The organism is Glutamicibacter sp. 363, assembly GCF_052379505.1.
Taxonomy (GTDB): Bacteria; Actinomycetota; Actinomycetes; order Actinomycetales; family Micrococcaceae; genus Glutamicibacter.
Window position 1 is genome coordinate 24,712 of the sequence record NZ_JBQSYR010000024.1, and the last position, 17,244, is coordinate 41,955.

14 protein-coding genes and 1 pseudogene are annotated in these 17,244 nt (G+C 60.5%); 4 read left to right on the forward strand and 11 right to left on the reverse strand.

Features of this window, described 5'->3' with window-relative positions:
* Positions 1 to 30: 30 nt before the first annotated feature.
* The 7 genes from ACT3UA_RS14430 to ACT3UA_RS14460 all read right to left on the reverse strand — a co-directional run bounded on the left by ACT3UA_RS14430 (position 31) and on the right by ACT3UA_RS14460 (position 9,107).
* On the reverse strand, positions 31 to 3,306 hold the full coding sequence (locus ACT3UA_RS14430; protein WP_096287947.1) for an AMP-binding protein: 3,276 nt from the start codon (positions 3,304 to 3,306) through the stop codon (positions 31 to 33).
* Between the two features lie 38 nt (positions 3,307 to 3,344).
* Positions 3,345 to 3,590: a phosphopantetheine-binding protein gene (locus ACT3UA_RS14435; protein ID WP_096287945.1), complete on the reverse strand. Its 246-nt coding sequence runs from the start codon at positions 3,588 to 3,590 to the stop codon at positions 3,345 to 3,347.
* Positions 3,587 to 4,927 (reverse strand): lysine N(6)-hydroxylase/L-ornithine N(5)-oxygenase family protein, encoded by a 1,341-nt coding sequence (locus ACT3UA_RS14440; protein ID WP_096287943.1) that lies wholly within the window; start codon positions 4,925 to 4,927, stop codon positions 3,587 to 3,589. Before ACT3UA_RS14440 ends, ACT3UA_RS14435 begins: the two co-directional genes overlap by 4 nt.
* A complete protein-coding gene (locus ACT3UA_RS14445) occupies positions 4,924 to 6,573 on the reverse strand; it encodes a (2,3-dihydroxybenzoyl)adenylate synthase (protein ID WP_096254743.1) in 1,650 nt (549 codons plus the stop codon). Before ACT3UA_RS14445 ends, ACT3UA_RS14440 begins: the two co-directional genes overlap by 4 nt.
* A complete protein-coding gene (locus tag ACT3UA_RS14450; protein ID WP_176484247.1) occupies positions 6,570 to 7,751 on the reverse strand; it encodes an isochorismate synthase in 1,182 nt (393 codons plus the stop codon). Before ACT3UA_RS14450 ends, ACT3UA_RS14445 begins: the two co-directional genes overlap by 4 nt.
* 52 nt (positions 7,752 to 7,803) lie before the next feature.
* Positions 7,804 to 8,496, reverse strand: a complete 693-nt coding sequence (locus ACT3UA_RS14455; protein ID WP_444617074.1) for an SDR family oxidoreductase — start codon at positions 8,494 to 8,496, stop codon at positions 7,804 to 7,806.
* Positions 8,497 to 8,558: 62 nt separating this feature from the next.
* On the reverse strand, positions 8,559 to 9,107 hold the full coding sequence (locus ACT3UA_RS14460; protein ID WP_444617076.1) for an isochorismatase family protein: 549 nt from the start codon (positions 9,105 to 9,107) through the stop codon (positions 8,559 to 8,561).
* 568 nt (positions 9,108 to 9,675) lie between these two features.
* Between ACT3UA_RS14460 and ACT3UA_RS14465 the strand changes: the two genes are divergently transcribed.
* Complete coding sequence (locus ACT3UA_RS14465; protein ID WP_096287935.1) at positions 9,676 to 9,888, forward strand: hypothetical protein; 213 nt, start codon at positions 9,676 to 9,678, stop codon at positions 9,886 to 9,888.
* Positions 9,889 to 10,253: 365 nt separating this feature from the next.
* On the opposite strand, the gene ACT3UA_RS14470 is transcribed toward ACT3UA_RS14465, so the two are convergent.
* The 3 genes from ACT3UA_RS14470 to ACT3UA_RS14480 are packed head-to-tail and all read right to left on the reverse strand — an operon-like array spanning position 10,254 to position 11,586.
* The gene (locus ACT3UA_RS14470) at positions 10,254 to 10,433 is read right to left on the reverse strand and encodes an integrase core domain-containing protein (protein WP_217990409.1); all 180 of its coding nucleotides are present in this window, start codon (positions 10,431 to 10,433) and stop codon (positions 10,254 to 10,256) included.
* Entirely contained in the window at positions 10,433 to 11,188 is a 756-nt protein-coding gene (locus ACT3UA_RS14475; protein WP_217990412.1) for an IS3 family transposase, read from the reverse strand. The genes ACT3UA_RS14470 and ACT3UA_RS14475 overlap by 1 nt, the downstream gene beginning before the upstream one ends.
* Positions 11,104 to 11,586: a helix-turn-helix domain-containing protein gene (locus ACT3UA_RS14480; RefSeq protein ID WP_217990407.1), complete on the reverse strand. Its 483-nt coding sequence runs from the start codon at positions 11,584 to 11,586 to the stop codon at positions 11,104 to 11,106. The genes ACT3UA_RS14475 and ACT3UA_RS14480 overlap by 85 nt, the downstream gene beginning before the upstream one ends.
* Positions 11,587 to 11,644: 58 nt before the next feature.
* Between ACT3UA_RS14480 and ACT3UA_RS14485 the strand changes: the two are divergent.
* From ACT3UA_RS14485 to ACT3UA_RS14495, 3 genes and pseudogenes are all read left to right on the forward strand, one after another.
* Positions 11,645 to 12,130 (forward strand): annotated as a pseudogene (locus tag ACT3UA_RS14485) (IS256 family transposase); the annotation flags it as partial.
* A gap of 875 nt (positions 12,131 to 13,005) precedes the next feature.
* A complete protein-coding gene (locus tag ACT3UA_RS14490) occupies positions 13,006 to 14,484 on the forward strand; it encodes a hypothetical protein (RefSeq protein ID WP_096287933.1) in 1,479 nt (492 codons plus the stop codon).
* 25 nt (positions 14,485 to 14,509) lie between these two features.
* Positions 14,510 to 15,085: a hypothetical protein gene (locus ACT3UA_RS14495; RefSeq protein ID WP_096287931.1), complete on the forward strand. Its 576-nt coding sequence runs from the start codon at positions 14,510 to 14,512 to the stop codon at positions 15,083 to 15,085.
* 342 nt (positions 15,086 to 15,427) lie between these two features.
* Here the strand turns inward: ACT3UA_RS14495 and ACT3UA_RS14500 are convergent, their stop codons facing one another.
* Complete coding sequence (locus ACT3UA_RS14500) at positions 15,428 to 17,242, reverse strand: prolyl oligopeptidase family serine peptidase (protein WP_176484246.1); 1,815 nt, start codon at positions 17,240 to 17,242, stop codon at positions 15,428 to 15,430.
* Between the last annotated feature and the right edge of the window lie 2 nt (positions 17,243 to 17,244).

Sequence of the window (17,244 nt, forward strand, 5' to 3'; positions counted from 1 at the left end):
GTCAGAAGATGTGTAGGGAAGCTTGCGCGCCTAGCGGCGCGGGCGGCGCTGGCTCAGCATGGCCGAAAGCCGGCTGCGGGCCGCGGCATCGAGCTGCACCAGATCCGCCGTGCCGGCCGGCTCGTTCACGGCGACCGGCTCCGGGGCCAGCCCAGAGATTTTGGCCGCAATCCCGCCGACGGTGCGCTCAGTGAAGACTGCCCCCACCGAGGAGGAGTAGCCGGCCTGGCGCAACGCGGAGACCACCGCGATCGCGGTGATCGAGTCCCCGCCTTCGGCGAAAAAATCCGATTCGACACCCAGCGCATGAACCTGGATGCCCAGCTCCGCGGCCATGCAGGCGGCCACGGCCCGTTGTTCCGGACCGGTCGCCGGGGCACTGACTGGGGCGTTGGCCGGTCGGGGATCTGGCAACTGACTCTCGTCGAGCTTGCCCGTGCTGCCCAGCGGCAGCCGATCGATGGGGGTCAGCGCATGCGGAATCATCTGCGGCGGCAAGACCAGACAGAGCGCGGCACGCCACCTTTCGGTGTCACCAGCCAGCATGGTTGCCTCGGAATTCGAGGGAACCACCCACGCCAGCAGCTGCGCTCCCCGTGCCCGGACCACGGCGTGGGCGATTCCGGGCAGCGCGGCCAGCGCCGTTTCCACCTCGCCCACATCTATCCGGTAGCCGCGGATCTTGACCTGGCCGTCATCGCGGCCCAGAAAACGCAGCAACCCGTCGTGGCCGAGAACCGCACGGTCCCCGGTGCGGTACATGCGAGTGCCGTCACCGGCAGGATCTGCCACGAAACGGGAAGCGGTCAGTGCCCCCTGCCCTAGGTATCCGTGGGCTTCCTGTGGCCCCGACAAATACAGTTCCCCGGGCAGGCCGGCCGGTAGCGGCCGCAGCGCGGAGTCCAGCACCGCTGCCTTCAGCCCTGCCAGAGGGCGGCCGACCACCACATCGGGGCTCTGCGCCACGTTGGCGACCAGCGCGTCCACGGTGAATTCGGTGGGGCCATACAGATTTTCCACGATGAGATCATTCAGGTTCCGCAGCTTCTCCCAGAGCACCTGGCTGCATCCTTCGCCGCCGATGGAGAGCCGGCGTACCGGGGTTCCGGGGTCGAACAGTCCCGTGTCAAGCAGCGGTGCGGCCAACGACGGGGTCATATCCATCCAGGTCATGGCGTGCTCGCGCACCTGAACGGCGAGCGCTTCGGGGTCGCGGGCCACTTCGTGGCTGATCAGGTGTACATGATGGCCCAGCGCCACCCCGAGCAGGGTGCACCAGGCCCCGTCGAAGTGCAGTGGCAGCGACTGCGCGATCTTCTCCCCGGCCGCATCCACGAAACCGGCATGCCGGTGGTATCCGGCCCAGTGCGAGAAGGCTTCGCGGGAAATCACCACGGCTTTGGGCTCCCCGGTGGAGCCTGAAGTATGCAGCAGGTAGCTGGGCGTAGAGCGGGGAACGGCAGCTACCGGTAGCGTTCCGGTCGCCACGGGCAAGACGGACGGATCCAGCACCGGATAGCCGGCCCACCCCTGCGCATCGGTGGCCAGCACGAGCGGGGTTCGCGGATCTTGGCCGGCCAGCCGTGCGGCGATGCGCTGGTTGCGCTGCGCTGGAGCGTGCGGATCCAGCGGGACACTGGTCGCGCCGGCCTTGGCGATACCGAGAATCGCGGCCACGTAGTCCAGTCCGCGCTCCAGGCCGATCAGCACGTAGCGCCCGGTTGCGCCGCCGTTCACGTGCGCCAGCACGGCGGCGGCGATCGCGTCGGCCCGGGCGGCCAGTGCCCGGTAGCTGAGCGTGACACCCTCGCAGGTGATCGCGGCGGCTTCCGGAGCGGCGGCTGCACTCGCCGCGAACAGTTCCTCGAGCACCGCCGGGGCGGTTTCGGCCGCGGCCGGTCCGGCAAGCGTGGCCAACGCGGCGTCCGGCGCCAGGGCCAACGTGGCGTGCCGGGTTGCCGGGTCCGCCGCGGCGAGCTGCTCCAGCAGCAACCCGTAGGTTTCCAGCAGCACCGCAGCGTCCGCCGTGGCCAAGGTCCCTGCCGGCGCGGTCAACACCGCCACGATTTTGCCGGTTTCGCGGTCCGGCAGCAGATTCAGGCAGATGTCGTCCACCGGCCCCTCGCACAGGGCGTACAGCGACACGGAGCCGCCGGGCACGCTCAGCGGCACGTCGAAGGCCTTGATGTTGATCTCGGTGCCGGTCAGCGTGGTGCCGGAACCGACCAGGCGCAGATCGCGCATGAGCTGCTCTGAGCGGTACCGGCCGTGCCGGGACAGCTCGGCCCGGGCGGCGGCCACGGACTCTAGCAGCTCTCCCACAGTCCCAGAGGGATGCAGGTCCAGCACCAACGGCAGCACGTTGATGGTCGGAATGGCGCATAGGGCCGCAGCCCCGGTGCGGTTCATGGCCGGTAGCCCGATGATCGTGCGGCTGGCGCCGGTCAGACGGGCCGCCAACAGGGCGTGCGCGGCGATCGCGGCATCCGCCCAGGTCGCCCGGGTAGTTTCGGAGGCAGTCGGGACCGTACCGGAGAAACGGCCCAGGGAAAGCGGGCGTCCAGTCAGGCGCAGCCGTGCGGCGGCGGACGCGTCGGGGCGCTGCCCGGCGGCGCCGAGCAAGCCGGCCAGCCGCGTGGGGCGATAGTCCTGCCCGTCCCCTTCCAGTCGGGCGTGCCAGTAGCCGCGGTCACTTTCCTCCGCGGCAGATCCGTGGTAACGGACTTCCGCGGCAAGCACCTGGCCCGGTTGCGTGAAGGGTGTTTCCGGGACTGGGCTCCCGGCGGCCAATGCCGTGTAATGTTCGGTCACGCGGCGGGCGAGCAGCGTGATGCCGTAGCCGTCGAAGAGCACGTGGTGGGCGACCAGCACCCACACCGCTACCGGCTGCAAGTCCGTATCCAGGCTAGTCAGCAGCAGTTGTTCGTGCAGTAGCCGCGACTCCAGGGTGATGTGCGGTAGATAATCGGCGCGCAGCTGTTCGGCCAGCTGCCGGTCAGAGTCGCCGGTGAGCTCCCCGCGCAGCACACCCGGAGGCAGCAGCCGGGGCCCGGAGGGGACGGCTGGGCCGTCACCGGGCACTAGCGCCATGTGCTCCGGGGCGAAGCGGGATCCGAGCCACGGCACCTCCGCCAGGGTGCGTTGCACCGCATCGGCCAGGGCGGCGGCGGAGATACGGCCACGGAAGACCAGGGCGTCGCCGACGGAAAAGTCCGCGGAGCCGGGGGCTGCGAGTTCTGCGTGAACCATACCGGCTTGGGCGTCGGTCAACGGCACGGTGCGCACGGTGTCGGGGGCGAGAGTCATAATCGGTCCTTCGAGGAGCTTCGGCTGGGAGGTGGGCGTCAACGAACCGGGGCTGCGTCCAGCACGGCCGCGACCAAGGCTTCGACGTGTTCGCTGGCGGCCAGTCGCGGGAAGTCGACATTTGCGCCGGCGGCACGCCAGAGCTCCACCAGGTTCATTAGGCGGATCGAGTCGATGCCCAGGTCTGCTAGGGCATCGCCGGGTTCGACCTCGTCCGCGGACAGCCCCGCGCAGGCTCCAAGGTCAGCCCGGATTCGCGCTTCGGTGAGTTCGGCGGTGCTCATGCGTGGGCCTTTCGGTGTGCGGTCGGTTGGGTAGCCGCAGGGCCTGCGGCAAGGATGGACTCGAGGATTTCCCCTGCACGCACTGCCACATTGGACAGCAGCGTCGCAGAGATTCCGTGCTGGTGCTCGGTCTGCCCCACCAGGAAGAGCTTTGAGTCATCAGGCAGAACGGTATGTGCGCTGTAGTCGCGGCGGGTCGTGGGTCGCCCGAGTTCGTCCCGCACCAGCATTCCTGCATGGCTGCCCAGCAGCGTGGTCGGGTCCAAGGCACGGTATCCGGTGGCGAAGATCGCCACATCAACCTCGAGCGTTCCGCTGCCGTCGCCCAGCCCCTCGGCCAAGCCCAGCTGCACTGCCGGGGTTCCGTAATCTTCGCGTACCGAGTTCACTCTTGCTGCTCGGTGCCAATTCAGCCGTTCGGCACCCAGCCACTTGTCGCGGTACTCCAAGTCGTAGAGTGCGGCAATAGTGTTGGGGTTGACCACGGAATTGTTGGTGTTCCGGTGCGCTTCGGTGAGCTCCTGGCGGACCTGGGGATCCGCGGCGTACAGCTCGTCCACGGTCATCGGGTCGAAAATCCGGTTGGCGTAGGCCGACGCATCGGAGGGGATCAGCCCGAAGCGGGAGATCACCGAATGGATCTGTGCTTGCGGACAGCGGTGGTACATCTGCTCGATGACCTCGGCTGCACTCTGCCCGCCACCGATCACCGCTACGCAACGAACGGCCGCGGTGTCCAGCACGGCGACGCGTTCCAGGAATTCGGCACTGTGCCAGACGCGCGCCCCGGAGCGCACGCCAGCGGGAAAGACTGGCTGCAGTCCTCCGGCGAGCACTACGTGCCGGGCGGCCACCGTGCGCACCCCTGACTCGTCGGCGACATCCACTTCATAGCCGGTGATACGCCCTCCGCTGGTGCGCGGCACCACACGGACCACTTCGGACGAGTAGCGCACGTATTCCGACAACTGTTCGGCAGCCCATCGCAGATACGCCACGAACTCGATGCGCAGCGGCGCCATGGAACCGCGGTTGAAAAAATCTTCCATCCGGCCCTGGGTGTGCAGGAAATTCATGAAGGTCAACTCGCTGGTGGGATTGCGGAAGCTGGACAAGTCCTTGGCGAATGCCACCTGCATGCTGGCATCCTCGAACAGCAGGTTCTTGTGCCAGCCGGGCTCGCTGGCGCGGTCGAGGAACAGGGCCTTTAAACGCAGCCCGCGCCCGGCAGCGCGATTGTGCTCGTGGATGGCGGTGGCCAGGGCCATGTTGCTCGGCCCGAATCCCAGGCCTACAACGTCGTATGTCTGGTCGGTGGTTATTTCGGGGCGGCTCATGCTTCTCCTTGCGGTGAGGTGGCGCCGGGGCGCAGGGTATTGCGGCTGATCTTGCCAATGTGGGTCTTGGGTAGTTCGCCGACTATGGTGATGACGTCTGGTATGTGGTGTTCTGCGAGATGTTCAGTGCGCATCCATGCCCGCAATATCTTGGCACGAGTGGGGGTCGTACGGTCACGCGGTACCACGTAGGCATGCGTTCGTTCGCCCAGTGCCTCGTCCGGCACTCCGACGACTGACACATCGTGAACTGCGGGGTTCCGCAGCAGCACGGCCTCGATCTGCTCTGGGCTGATCTTCTCGCCTCCGCGGTTGATAACGTCCTTAGTCCGTCCCACCACAGTCAAATATCCACGGGCATCTCTCACGACGATGTCCCCGGAGCCGTAGAAGCCATCCGGGGTGAAGCACTCCGCGTTGGCCTGCGGGTTGTTGTAATAGCCGCGGAAGGTGTACGGACCGCGGACCCAGAGGTTGCCGGGGGTGCCGTCCGGTACCGGTGTTCCCGCTGAGTCAAGCACCAGCACTTCGTCGGCCACGCACATCGGCTTGCCCTGGGTGGAAACGACGGTCTCCGGATCGTCGTCCAACCGGGTATAGCAGACCAGACCCTCCGCCATCCCGAAGACCTGCTGCAGTGCGCAGCCTAGTTCCGGGGTTATTCGTTCGGCCACACCGCGGGACAGCTTGGCGCCGCCCACCTGCAGCAGCTGCCAGCTAGACAGGTCATAGCGATGCTTCTGGGAGGAGTTGAGCCAGGCCAAGGCCAGCGGTGGCACTGCGGCCACTACGGTGACCCGATGCTCGGCGATGAGGCTGAAAATCCTCTCGGCGCTGCCGTCCAAGGCGCAGACCACTGTCCCACCGGTGGCGAAAACCCCCATGTACCCTGGCGAACTAGCCGCGAAATTATGCGCCAGCGGAATCCCGGATAGATAGACAGTGCCATCATCCAGGTTGCAGATCTGCGCTGATCGCTCGAAGGAATAGGCGTAATCACGGTGTGTTTTCGGAATCAGTTTCGGTCGGCCCGTGGTGCCACCTGACAGTTGCAGAAAAGCCGCGGCATGAGCGGGGCGGGGACAACCGGCGCGTGAGACTTCCCGGCCCGCTGCCAGCAGATCCAGGCCTTGCTCGTACAAGTCCTCGGCATATACGACAGACAGCAAGGGCAGTCGGTTGGCAAGCTCTGCGCAGAATTCCTGCGGATCCACGCCAGGGATTCGACTGCTGGTGATCAGCATCTCCGCTTCCGAAGATCGGGCCAGATGCTCCAACTCGCTCGCGCGGTGCGAATGCACGGCGAAGACCGGGATGGCCCCCAGCGAGATGACCGCATACACGGCGTCAAAGAATTCAAGCACGTTAGGCACGTGAATGATGACTCGATCGCCAGCGTTGATTCCGCGGGCAGAGAGCGTGGCTTGCGAAACATCAATGCGGCTGATCAGTTCGGCGTAGCTGATCACTCGTTCCTCGTCGATCACCGCAGGGTGGGCTCCCCGGCGCATGGCAGTTTCGCGCAGGACTCGATCCAGCGTCCGCCTGCCCCAGAAACCATCGGCAAGATACCGCTCGGCGAACTCGGCAGGGTAGGGAATGACACCGTGCAGCATCGGATCATCGGCGACCAATGGTTGTTTCATAAGCTGCTTCCTGCCCGGTCAACGCCCAAGGCGCAAAGCATGGTTCGAAATTTCGCGGCTGTCTCGCTGTGTTCATCGAATGGGTCCGAATCTGCGACGATTCCCGCTCCCGCATGCAACGTCGCCCGATTGCCGTTGAGCACAGCGCTGCGCAGCAGCAGCGCCCATTCGCCTTCACCGTCTCGGTTCATCCATCCCACCAGTCCGCCATAGAATCCCCGGGCGTCTGGTTCCAACTCTGAAATCAGTGCCTGGGCGGCCGCGGTAGGGGATCCGCAGATGGCAGGAGTCGGGTGGATGGCCAGTGCGGCGTCCAGGGAACCGAGCCCTTTGTACAGAGAGGCCCGAATCAGGGTTCCAAGATGCCACATTTGACCGGTGGGCAGCAGATCTGGGCCGGAAGGCACGATCAAGTCCTTGGCGACGCTGCGCAACGCCGTGGAAATATGCCGAACAACAAACTCATGTTCCGCTAGATTTTTCGCAGATCCAGCAAGAACTGCCGCCGCCTTCTGGTCCTCGGTTCGGTCTGTGAGCCGCGGAGCTGATCCAGCCAGCGGATGGCTGGTCAACTGGCCGCGGAGCACGCCCGCGATGAGCTCCGGGCTGTTGCCGACGATGCTTGCCTCTTCCTGAGGCAAGCCGATCGTGAAACTGTGCCCGGCGGGATTCTGCTGGTACAGCCGTTGCCAGACCGATTCGGGGTTCCACTCTTTGTCGGCGAAAACTTCCAACGACCGAGCAAGGACGACTTTCTCCACGGTGCCTGTTTTAATCCGGTCAATGGCAGCACCGGCTGCACAAATGAATTGCGGGTTGTACTCACCAACGACTTCGGCGACCGTCGACGTTTCCTGCCCACCATGCGTTAATCCACGCATCGGCAAGTCTTCCACCTGCTGCGGGACAAACAGAAAAGGGTCGGCGGCGCGGTCGAACGGCACAACGCCAGCCAGGATACTTCCCGGAGGTTGCTCGGCAAGCAATTGGCGCGCGGCCGGACCGAGGCCCAGACGTCTTGCCCTCTCGGCATCCAGGGTCGCCTTGATGCCATGACCAATCAAGGCTCGTCCGTAGGAGGCGAACCTAAATGTTGCTTCGTCGGTTCGGGGCGTAGGGGCTGACGGATCTTCAACCGCGGTTTCTTCATGATGGTTTTCCAGAAGCTGGGCGTTCATGCTCTTGAGTCCTTGGAGGGTAGAGAAATTGATTCGTGAAACTGCAGCGGGTCTAGGAAAGAGTTGCTCCACCATCGACTGTCAGTTCAATTCCGGTCAAGTGCTTGGCATTCCCCGATAAGAGGAAGGCCACCGTATCGGCGATATCTTCTGGAACGGCAATCCGGCCGAGCGGGATGCCGTTCCTGAATTGAGCCGGATTTCCTGCTACCGATGCCCGGTCCATTTCGGCTTCACCGTTCATTCCTATCAGCATGGCGGTCCGTGTGGAGCCTGGGCTTACAACGTTGGCGCGGATACCGTGGGCAGCAAGTTCCAACGAAAAACAACGAGTCAGCATCGTTGCGGCCGCCTTGGAGGCGCAATATCCAGCCATTGCGTAGCGCGGAGTACGTCCTGCGTTGGAGCTGACGGTCACGATACTGCGGCTGTTTCCGGGGTCCCTGTCTCGCTGGTTGATCATGAGGCGTGCTACTAGCTGTGTAATTCGGAGCACAGATGTCGTGTTTACCGACTGCATGTGCTCCCACTGCTCCAACTGAAGGTCGAAAAGTTTCCCCGAGTGAAGTACGCCGGCCACATTGACCAGGCCTTCCAGAATCTGTCCACGTTCAATCCGGTTCTCGATGGCGGCTTCGAGTTCTCTAATCCCTCCGGTTGAACTAATATCGGCGCTCAATACATCGTCACCGGTGCGGTCAGTGGCAAGCACAGAGTAGCCTGAATCCCTCAGCTTTGTGGCCACCGCACTTCCTATACCGCCGGCCGCTCCAGTGACTACAATCAGCGGTCTAGCGACCAAGTCGCTCATCGAGCCGCAACCAATGTGGCTTGAATCTGCTTGAGAACTGATACTGAGTTGACCACAGAGGCGCAACGTCCGTAGCCATAGTTGATAGCCAATTGGTGTTCTTCCAAGGAAAAATCCGCTTGTGCATCAGCAACAAAAAACGGCTGAATATCACGCATGAATGCGTCTAGGGCGGTTGTCAGGCAACCGATATGCGCGTAGACACCGGTGATGAGCAATTGATCTCGCCCGGCTTGTCGCATCCATTCCTGGAGGTCGGTCCTGGCGAATGCACTGTAACGCCATTTGCTGAGAACCAAATCGCCAGCTCGTGGTGCTAGCTCCTGGACAATCTCTTCGCGACCGTCGTCGGTTAGTCCTGTACCCCAAAAGTCGGTGAGGAGTGCGCGATCTGCTGGCGTTTGGTTCGGCGGCTGAGCCGTATATACCACTGGCACCCCAGCGTCATCAGCAGCATCACGAAGAGCAAGAATATTCTTCATTGCCACTCGGATTTGCGACTGTGGATCCTCATGGTCGAAAGCCTCGACAAAGTAGCGTTGCATGTCATGAATTAGCAAGACCGCACGTTGTGCGTCCGCCTTCCAAGTCACTCGTGGTTCCGGCAACTGTCCGTCCGGTAGTCGATATCCCGGAATCGAGGGAAGTCCCACTGCGTCACCTTTCGCGTAAGTATTACGTTGTGGTCTGAGCGACCACGATTCATAACCTTATATGAGGCTAACCTAATTAAGTAATGGAGACGTAACCTAAAAACGCGTCGATCAAAAACTCTCACCCACCAGAAGGCACAGAGGATTCCATTCAGAACAACCCGATATTCAGCACTTATTAAGTGCATCCATACATGTTTATAAGAAGTTACTGACAATCATGGATGTGGCGTTGAAAGCAATAGCTTACGGTGAACTTGAATATCACTAGATTAATATCTCCTAATTACCGCACGCAGGTCGTGACTTCTAGAATTTTCCGGCCTCTCGGCGACTCGCAGCAGATACGTCAGCCACCCGCAAATGACAGGTTCCAGCCCGAGCACAAGTCGCGCATCAGGCAATGCGCGGCCTAGATTAGCAGCACTTTTCTGCCCGGAAGCCTACCGGGGGCGCCACCGTGCGATACCGGCTGCTGGCGGTGCTATCCGCGCGTGGTGTGGTGCCAATGATCCTGGCCGACGCGAGGCCCGACGACGAACTTCATATCCGTGCGCTAGGTGGGCAGGCCACGACGCTCTCTCCTGCGACGGTGCCTTCGAATCACTTCGACTTCGGGCCACTGGTGGCCAGTCTGAATGAGATTGACGAGGAGAAGGCCCGCGATATTTAGACCGTCGAAATGATCGGTGGTCGCCGCCCTCTCAGGGAGGGCACCGTCTCGATGATGCTTGGCCGCCCCTTTACAGCCACATGAAGCAACGCATCCTACCCTGGCGATCAATGAACTAGATCCACATCTGGGTGACGCTCATACCACCGGTCCACGAGCGTTTGAATTCCTGGGCCAAGAAACTGTAGAGCTATGGCGCAAAGTTTGGGACCTAAAAGAGGATCCGGGCTGGACCGCCCAAGAGAACCATTTCTACCATTGCCGACAAGGTTTTGAAGGCAACGAGCGAATGGCAAAGCCGCCCTCTGGACCCTGTCTTGAACTGGTCCCCGAAAGTTGGACAAGGTAATTAAAGTCTAGACGGGTCAAGCTGCCAGGGCATGGCACCGATATTCAATCGGTGCCATGCCCTGCAGTCGTTCTTGGCACCGGACGTGGTTATACCAGTCAATATACTCATTGATTTCCCTGGTCAGATCGGCAACGGTGGCAAAGTGCTCACCGTGATACATCTCCGATTTCAGGTGACCAAAGAAATTTTCCATCACCGAGTTATCGAAACATTACCCTTGCGAGACATGGATTGCACCGCACCGTGCTTCGTGAGCAATTGACGCCACGACGAATGCTGATATTGAAATCCTTGGTCCGTGTGCACCAGCAATCCAGATGCCGGTCTCTGCGATTCGAAGGCCTCGGCCAGGCTGGCACTGGTAAATGCTGTTGTCGGCGAAGTCGAGATCGTATGGCTGATGATGCAGTGATCAAACAAATCCATGATCGGTGACAGATACAGTTTTCTGCCAGCTACCCGGAACTCAGTCACGTCACTGACCCACTTGGTGTTCGCCACCCTGGTTTGGAACTGACGTTTGAGTAGATTCTCCGCGATATGACTGGTTTTCCCTTTGTAGGAGGAGTACTTGCGTCGTATCCGCACCTTGGATTTCAGGTTCAGCTGATCCATCAGCTTCCAGACCAGTTTCTTCGACACCTTCCAACCCATCTTCACCAGCTCGACTCGCACGCGGCGGTAACCGAACCGATGTTTGCTTTCGGTGAAGATTGCTTGGATTTCTTCTTTGAGCTTCTGGTGCCTGTCAGGTTCGGTAAGTCGTTGCGCATGGTAGAAATACGTTGATCTGGCCAGCCCTGCTACTTGGAGCAGGTCAGCTAGATCGTGGTCCGACTTGAGGGTTGCGATCGCCAGCGTTTTCAGGCGTGCCCCTGGTTCCTCAAGTCCCGCAATTTTTTTAGGTATGCGTTTTCCGCTTGAACACGCTTGAGTTCGCGACGTAATTTGTCTTCTTCACTCAAGACCACTGGTTTTTCGGAGCCTTTGGGCCTGCCCTGAGTTTTGAGCATCAGCGCTTCATCGCCACCCTCACGATGTTGCTTAGCCCATTTCCCAACCAACTTTTGTGAGCTGAGATTAAACTCTTTCGCAAGATCCATCCTCGTTTCGCCGGTCGCATGCCGGTCAACGATTTCCTTCTTGATCTCAAATGAATAGACGGCTTTCGTGCGTTTTTCCATAAGACATAGCCTGCCATGAAGCTGCCAGCTTCGATAAAGACGGCGAACAGGTTCTGGCTTCACTCGTAGTTCAGTTGAGGCTGCTTTATAACCTAAGCCTTGCTCGAAGAGGTCGACTAGTCGTTCTCGTTGTTGCTCGGATAATGTGCTTCTTGCGCGCATTGAAAAGCTCCCCAGATGTGGTTACTGATTTCTCAGTCCAACATTTGGGGAGCAGTTCATCTACCCGGTGGTGTTCATTGATGCGATCCACGTCCAAATCCGTGACAGCCAGGTTGCCAACCGTCCGATCTACGTCGCGCTGGCAGTGGCCACCGAAGGCAACCGAGACATCTTGGGGTTGTGGGCTACAGACGGCGGGGAAGGAGCGAAGTACTGGCTGCAAGTGCTTGCCGAAATCAAGAATCGTGGCACCGAAGACGTGCTCATGGTGGTCTGCGACGGACTGCAGGGTCTGCCTGATTCCGTGGCGGCTGTGTGGCCTGAAACGGTAGTGCAGACCTGCGTGGTGCATCTGATGCGTCATTCGTTCAAGTACGCGTCCAAAGCTGACTGGCCAGCAATCTCTACCGGACTGAAGCTGGTCTACCACGCTGCGACGCTCCCTGAAGCGGAGGACCGCTTTGCGGACCTCAAGAAGGAGTGGGAAGAACGGTATCCGGCGGTGATCCGTATGTGGCAGAGGGTGTGGAGCGAAGAATGGCCGTGCCCCCAAGGTCGGGCACCGGGTCGCATCTGCTTGAAGGCGCTGGGACCGGTGGCTGGAAGCAAGCATTGCAGCAGTTGACGATGGCTTACCCGGAGCGTATTGAGCCTTATTTGACGTAAATGCTAAGAAGCCCTAAATAACGTATGTGACTAGGGACTTACACAAACAAACTGACAGGCTCCTACGCCGAGGGCCATGTAAGGAAAATACTTGCCTCCGTCATATAAGATTAATTTTCGAAATTTATTCTCTTCGACTCACTATCGACATACGCTATAGGCAGGGCTCAATAGTTGGCCGATGCTGATCATGGGGATGGTCATCATATAAGTGTTCCGCTATGGGGATGGTTGAACCGCCACCTGTCCTGAAAGGCCCCCACTCAAAAATGAACTACTCCCCAGAAGTTGGACTGAGAAACCAGCAACCAACATCTGGGGAGCAGTTCAGCCTGCACCGCCTTACGAATCCGGGCGTTAACCGACCCAAGAGCATGGGACCATCCCGGATATTATGCAGCCAGTTTGCTGGAGGATTTTGTAGGCAACGAGCGTCGTTCTATTTCAGCTTCAGGAGTTTCGAACTATCTAGTCTCACTCGATCCTGACGTACAGGGCATTTTCAGAGCGAGACATTCGGTAGACATCTGGTCCGCTATCCGCCAATGGCCGGCAACGGTCGGTCACCGGTCATCATCCGCTCATCGTGCCCGGCGATGAGGGGCTTTGCAGTCCTCAATAAGTACGCTAAATTGATGTTTTACATGCATTCACCGAATGCGTGGCAGGCCTTGGAGACCTCCTCTGACCCGTCGTGACGGTTACGAATTCCATCCGACGCACCGATATTTTCTGCATAGAACCAGGAACCACATGCCTCCTCGCGTCACTGGAGTACTCATCTCCGCAACCCTTGCTTCCGGACTGCTCATTGCTGCCGCCCCGGCACAAGCCGTAGAAACCAAGAACACAGCGCCGACTCTCATCGCCGTGCAAAGCGCAGCACCTCAGCCAGATACACACGAGCCGCAACACACGTTCCAGACAAGCGCGCCCACGCAATCCGCGGACCCCTCTCACACCCCACTGCTAGATGAAACGGCAGAGAGCAACCAGCCTGCTCCACGCATCGAAGAGGCGAATAGCAATCAGCAGCGACCGGCTGAAAATCCCAGTGAATCGCAGTCCCAGACTGAAACCGTTCTACCGGGCGAGACACTAGAGACGGTTGAGCCAACCACAGCTCCTTCAGCAGAGCCTGCACCAGAGCAAACCTCGCCGGACCCAACCTCAGACTCTTCTCAAGATGCTACCGGCAGCACACAGACAGAACCCCCTGCCCAAGCGCCGGTTGAAACTTCAGTACCCGAAGCTCCCCAACTTCTGGAAACTCCGCGACAAAACAAGCTCAAATCCTTCGGATACATCGACGGGGGGCTGACCAAAGAGCAGCAAGTTATTATCGAGAAGCTTGAGAACAACGCTCCTGAAGACGCTGACGACTGGAGCGATGCGCAATGGGAAGAATTCTGGCAGTCAGATGAAGGTATTGAATACAATCGCTTGCTCGAAGAGTTAGAAGCTACTTACCCTCAGTGGGAAGACGACGTGTCTGATAAGGAGCGCGAACTGTGGGAAAAAATCGAAAGCCTCATTCCCGAAGGCAGTGAGTATTGGGATGAATCCCAGTGGGAAGCCTTTTACAAAACTGAGGAAGGCAAGGAGTTTGACCGTCTGTACAACGAGTACCAGCAGGATTACTGGGATTACATCGATGAGGATGAAGGTTTTGAACTCTCCGATGAGGAGCGGAAGTTCTACGAGGAGATTGAACGCCTTTCACCCGAAGGCAGCGAAGAGTGGGACGAGGAGCAGTGGAACGCTTACTTTGTCACTGACGAGGGCCGCCACTTGCTTGAGCTCTCGCTTTCCTTTGCATTCGACACAGCTGAATCGCCTGAAGAGTTGAAACTAATCATTGAGTCATTTCGTGAATACTATGCCGATGCTTCCGAATGGTTTGAAGACTTCATGAACCGTTATCTAGGCACACCGAGCGAAGAACCAAAAGCCACGCCGACTACCGATGCAGAATCTTTGAACACCACACCGGGGCAGGAAGTACCGACCAAGTCGGACAGCAATCCAGCGGCAACAGTGGTCAAGGCCGTTGCCCAGCGCACAAAGCACGAACCAGAACCAGTGGCGAAGAAACAGCCGGCAGAACAACACGTCCAGGATGAACTGGCCAAGACCGGGTTCAATAGTCTGATCCTTGCGGGAGGTAGCGTCTTGGTCATACTTCTGGGAGCATTTTCTTTGCGGCTCGCGCGCAGGTCACGGACGAGATAGTCTCCGGGTAGGAAACTAACAGCTCATGAATCCCCTCGTTTTTATGGCCGCGGTTGGGGCAGTGCTTACAACTTTCATTCTCGGATTCAGCTCCGCGGGATTTCACGCAGCTGGTTCGGGGAATCGCAAGGAGTTTGCCTTGTCACGTGGTGGGGCTGTGCTCGTTGTGCTGCTCATGACCGGCGGTTGTTTACTGGTGCTGATCAAACCAGTATTCATCCATCCGCTGTGGGTGCGGTCTGCCGTCTTGTTCGGCTTACCGGCAGTCGCCGGCTATGTTACTGGCCGGTTGGTTTCCCGGCCGATCGATGAAATGAAGCAAAGACTAGTTATAACGCCTCAATTTTCTGAGATCACTCCGATCTCACTCCCAGGCTCTAGCACCTTTGTTGAAGGCGGCGAACTCCCGATGATTCCCAAGCATCTGGTGGAAGAACTTCGCAATTGGAATCAGGTGTTTCTTGAAAATTTTGATCCGGTATCAGGATGGCCCTCGGAAAATCAAGCCGAGCGACAGCAAGCGGCAGCGCTCGTTCTCCAAAATAGGCTTAGGGAGGCTATTGGAGATGAATATATCATCGAAGTAGCGACTTGGTTCTGATATCTACGCCAAAGAAGGGGTGGCTTGTGAAAAAGTGAAATATCCGACGCTAAGCTTTAGATGCGCGTCGCTGCCGCCTGTATTTGCCGGGCTTGATCCTGTTGGTGCGTGGCCAGGTGTAATCGCCGGTGAGGGTGATAAGTTCCCATCCCAGAGGCGAGAGGGACCGAAAACAGATCAGGGCCATGGGGTTGCGATCCAAATTCGTGAGGGGTATGGCATTCCTCGAGCGCGACCATTTGCGTGGGCCAGAACGGCGGTCAAGATGCGCATCACCTCCAAACTTTCGACGGCGGCGTGGAGATAGACGTGTCGCCGGGATTGCCTGCTAGGTTTCGTTGACTAACCCCGAATCGGCCAGTGCCGATGGTCAGCCGCGAACGAGAGTACGGTGGCAGAGAAATCCAGCAGGCTGCCAGAGGCCCGTTGTGCATGACCGCCGCCATGCTCCCTGTGCAGCCAGGCACCGCCGCCGCGGCACCGGATCCCGGCGACGAATTCCTCCGCTGCAGTGTTGTCGACCCGTTCGTCATTGCCGAGCACGCAGCACAGTATGGGTGGAAGCCCGTCGGTCGAATCCAGTGCGGCCAGGAGATGGAGAGGGGAATAGGTGGCGCGTTGCTGCCCGGTGGTTCCCCCATCGGCCCCGAATTCGTGGAGCCATTGGGATCCCAACCCGTGCCGCTGCAGATCGACGGTATCCAGCAAAGGTGCCACCACAATCACCCGGCCGAAGGCGCCGGGCTCCATCAACGCGGAGGCACTGACCACCAAGCCGCCATGGGAGGCACCCACGGCGGCGAGGCCCTCTACCGTCGTCCAGCCCTGAACCACCAGGTGGCGGGCCACATCGATCAGGTCGTGGATGGCACGCAACTTGTTGGCCCCTCGTCCGGCCTCGTGCCATTGCGGGCCCAGTTCCCCGCCCCCGCGTACCTGAGCTGCCACATGGATGCCGCCGGCGGCAATCCACGCGGCCACGCTGGGTTCTGGCTCGGTGCGGTGCACAACCCCGAAGCCCCCGTAGCAAGAAAGCAGCAGCGGCCGCGGAGATGCGGGGCGCTCCTTGGAAATGTCGCAGGTCCGTGCCGAGACGATCACGGGGATCTCCACTCCGTCGCGGGCGGGGACCAGCAGCCGATGGTGCGTGAAAGCGGCGGAGTCCCTGCCCGGCGGTTGCTGAGTGGCGGCATCGGCCACCGCCTGGAGCTCCAGGCAAACGACGCCCGAGGGACGTTCCGGGGAAGCGCTCTGGACCCACAGCGCGCCGCCGTCCGGATGCGTGCTGAGAGACAGTGCGGTGAGTTGCTCGGCTGCCTCCAGCTTCCACAGCGTTGTCCCGTCCCGTGTCACCTCGGTGCCGGCGGGCCCCTCGGTGGCCAACACGATTCCGTGCGGGCCACTTAATCTGGCCAAAACCTTGTGCCCCGGGACGTCCACCGGAAGCGGGTCTGGACCCGTAATTCCGATCCAGCCACCGTCCCGGTGTATCCAGCGCCGCGATCTGTGACCGGGGATGCGCACCGTGAACTGCAACGATCCGTCTGTGATTCGCAGGCTCATCCTTTCCCCGGCGCCCGGGGTTCCGAGTTCCTCGGGGAACGGAAACGGCTCCGGTGGCCCGGTGGGACCGTTTGCGCCAATTGCGCAGCGCCAGATGGCTTGTTCCGGGGGTTTCCCGGAAAGTACCCAGAGCGACGTTCCATCCGGGGCCCACACCGGGGCGGCATGCCAGGATTGGGGGCCGGGCAGAGGCACGGGCGCCGTGCCCGCCGCGAGCAACCAAATCTCGGCCAGTTCGCCGTCCGCCGGACCGAGCAGGGCGGCGACCTGCATGCCGGAGGGATCGAGGGCGAATCCGCGCACCACCCGGTTCGCGGGCACCGGAAGCGCGGAGCCGGCCGGTGGGGGTTCGGGCGGGTTGCCCGGGGCCAGACTCCGGCGTAGCCAGTCATCGGATACGCGGTACAGCGCGGGGAATTCCTCCTCGGGGCTGCGCCAGGTGTAGACGGCGTTGCTGCCGGCGACCTGTGGCATGCCTTGGCGTGGTGTGGAATCCCAATGCAGCAATTGGGTCCGGAAGTACTCGTGGAGCGGGGGCTTTTCCTTCAGGTCCAACGAGGCCGGAGCCACGCCGTTTCCCTTCTTCGCGGCCATGG

Excerpts from the sequence above, each read along its gene's own strand:
- ACT3UA_RS14430 (WP_096287947.1), bottom strand. The coding sequence starts at position 3,306 with ATGACTCTCGCCCCCGACACCGTGCGCACCGTGCCGTTGACCGACGCC.
- ACT3UA_RS14435 (WP_096287945.1), bottom strand. The coding sequence starts at position 3,590 with ATGAGCACCGCCGAACTCACCGAAGCGCGAATCCGGGCTGACCTTGGA.
- ACT3UA_RS14440 (WP_096287943.1), bottom strand. The coding sequence starts at position 4,927 with ATGAGCCGCCCCGAAATAACCACCGACCAGACATACGACGTTGTAGGC.
- ACT3UA_RS14445 (WP_096254743.1), bottom strand. The coding sequence starts at position 6,573 with ATGAAACAACCATTGGTCGCCGATGATCCGATGCTGCACGGTGTCATT.
- ACT3UA_RS14450 (WP_176484247.1), bottom strand. The coding sequence starts at position 7,751 with ATGAACGCCCAGCTTCTGGAAAACCATCATGAAGAAACCGCGGTTGAA.
- ACT3UA_RS14460 (WP_444617076.1), bottom strand. The coding sequence starts at position 9,107 with ATGCAACGCTACTTTGTCGAGGCTTTCGACCATGAGGATCCACAGTCG.
- ACT3UA_RS14470 (WP_217990409.1), bottom strand. The coding sequence starts at position 10,433 with ATGGAAAATTTCTTTGGTCACCTGAAATCGGAGATGTATCACGGTGAG.
- ACT3UA_RS14480 (WP_217990407.1), bottom strand. The coding sequence starts at position 11,586 with ATGCGCGCAAGAAGCACATTATCCGAGCAACAACGAGAACGACTAGTC.
- ACT3UA_RS14490 (WP_096287933.1), top strand. The coding sequence starts at position 13,006 with ATGCCTCCTCGCGTCACTGGAGTACTCATCTCCGCAACCCTTGCTTCC.
- ACT3UA_RS14495 (WP_096287931.1), top strand. The coding sequence starts at position 14,510 with ATGAATCCCCTCGTTTTTATGGCCGCGGTTGGGGCAGTGCTTACAACT.
- ACT3UA_RS14500 (WP_176484246.1), bottom strand. The coding sequence starts at position 17,242 with ATGGCCGCGAAGAAGGGAAACGGCGTGGCTCCGGCCTCGTTGGACCTG.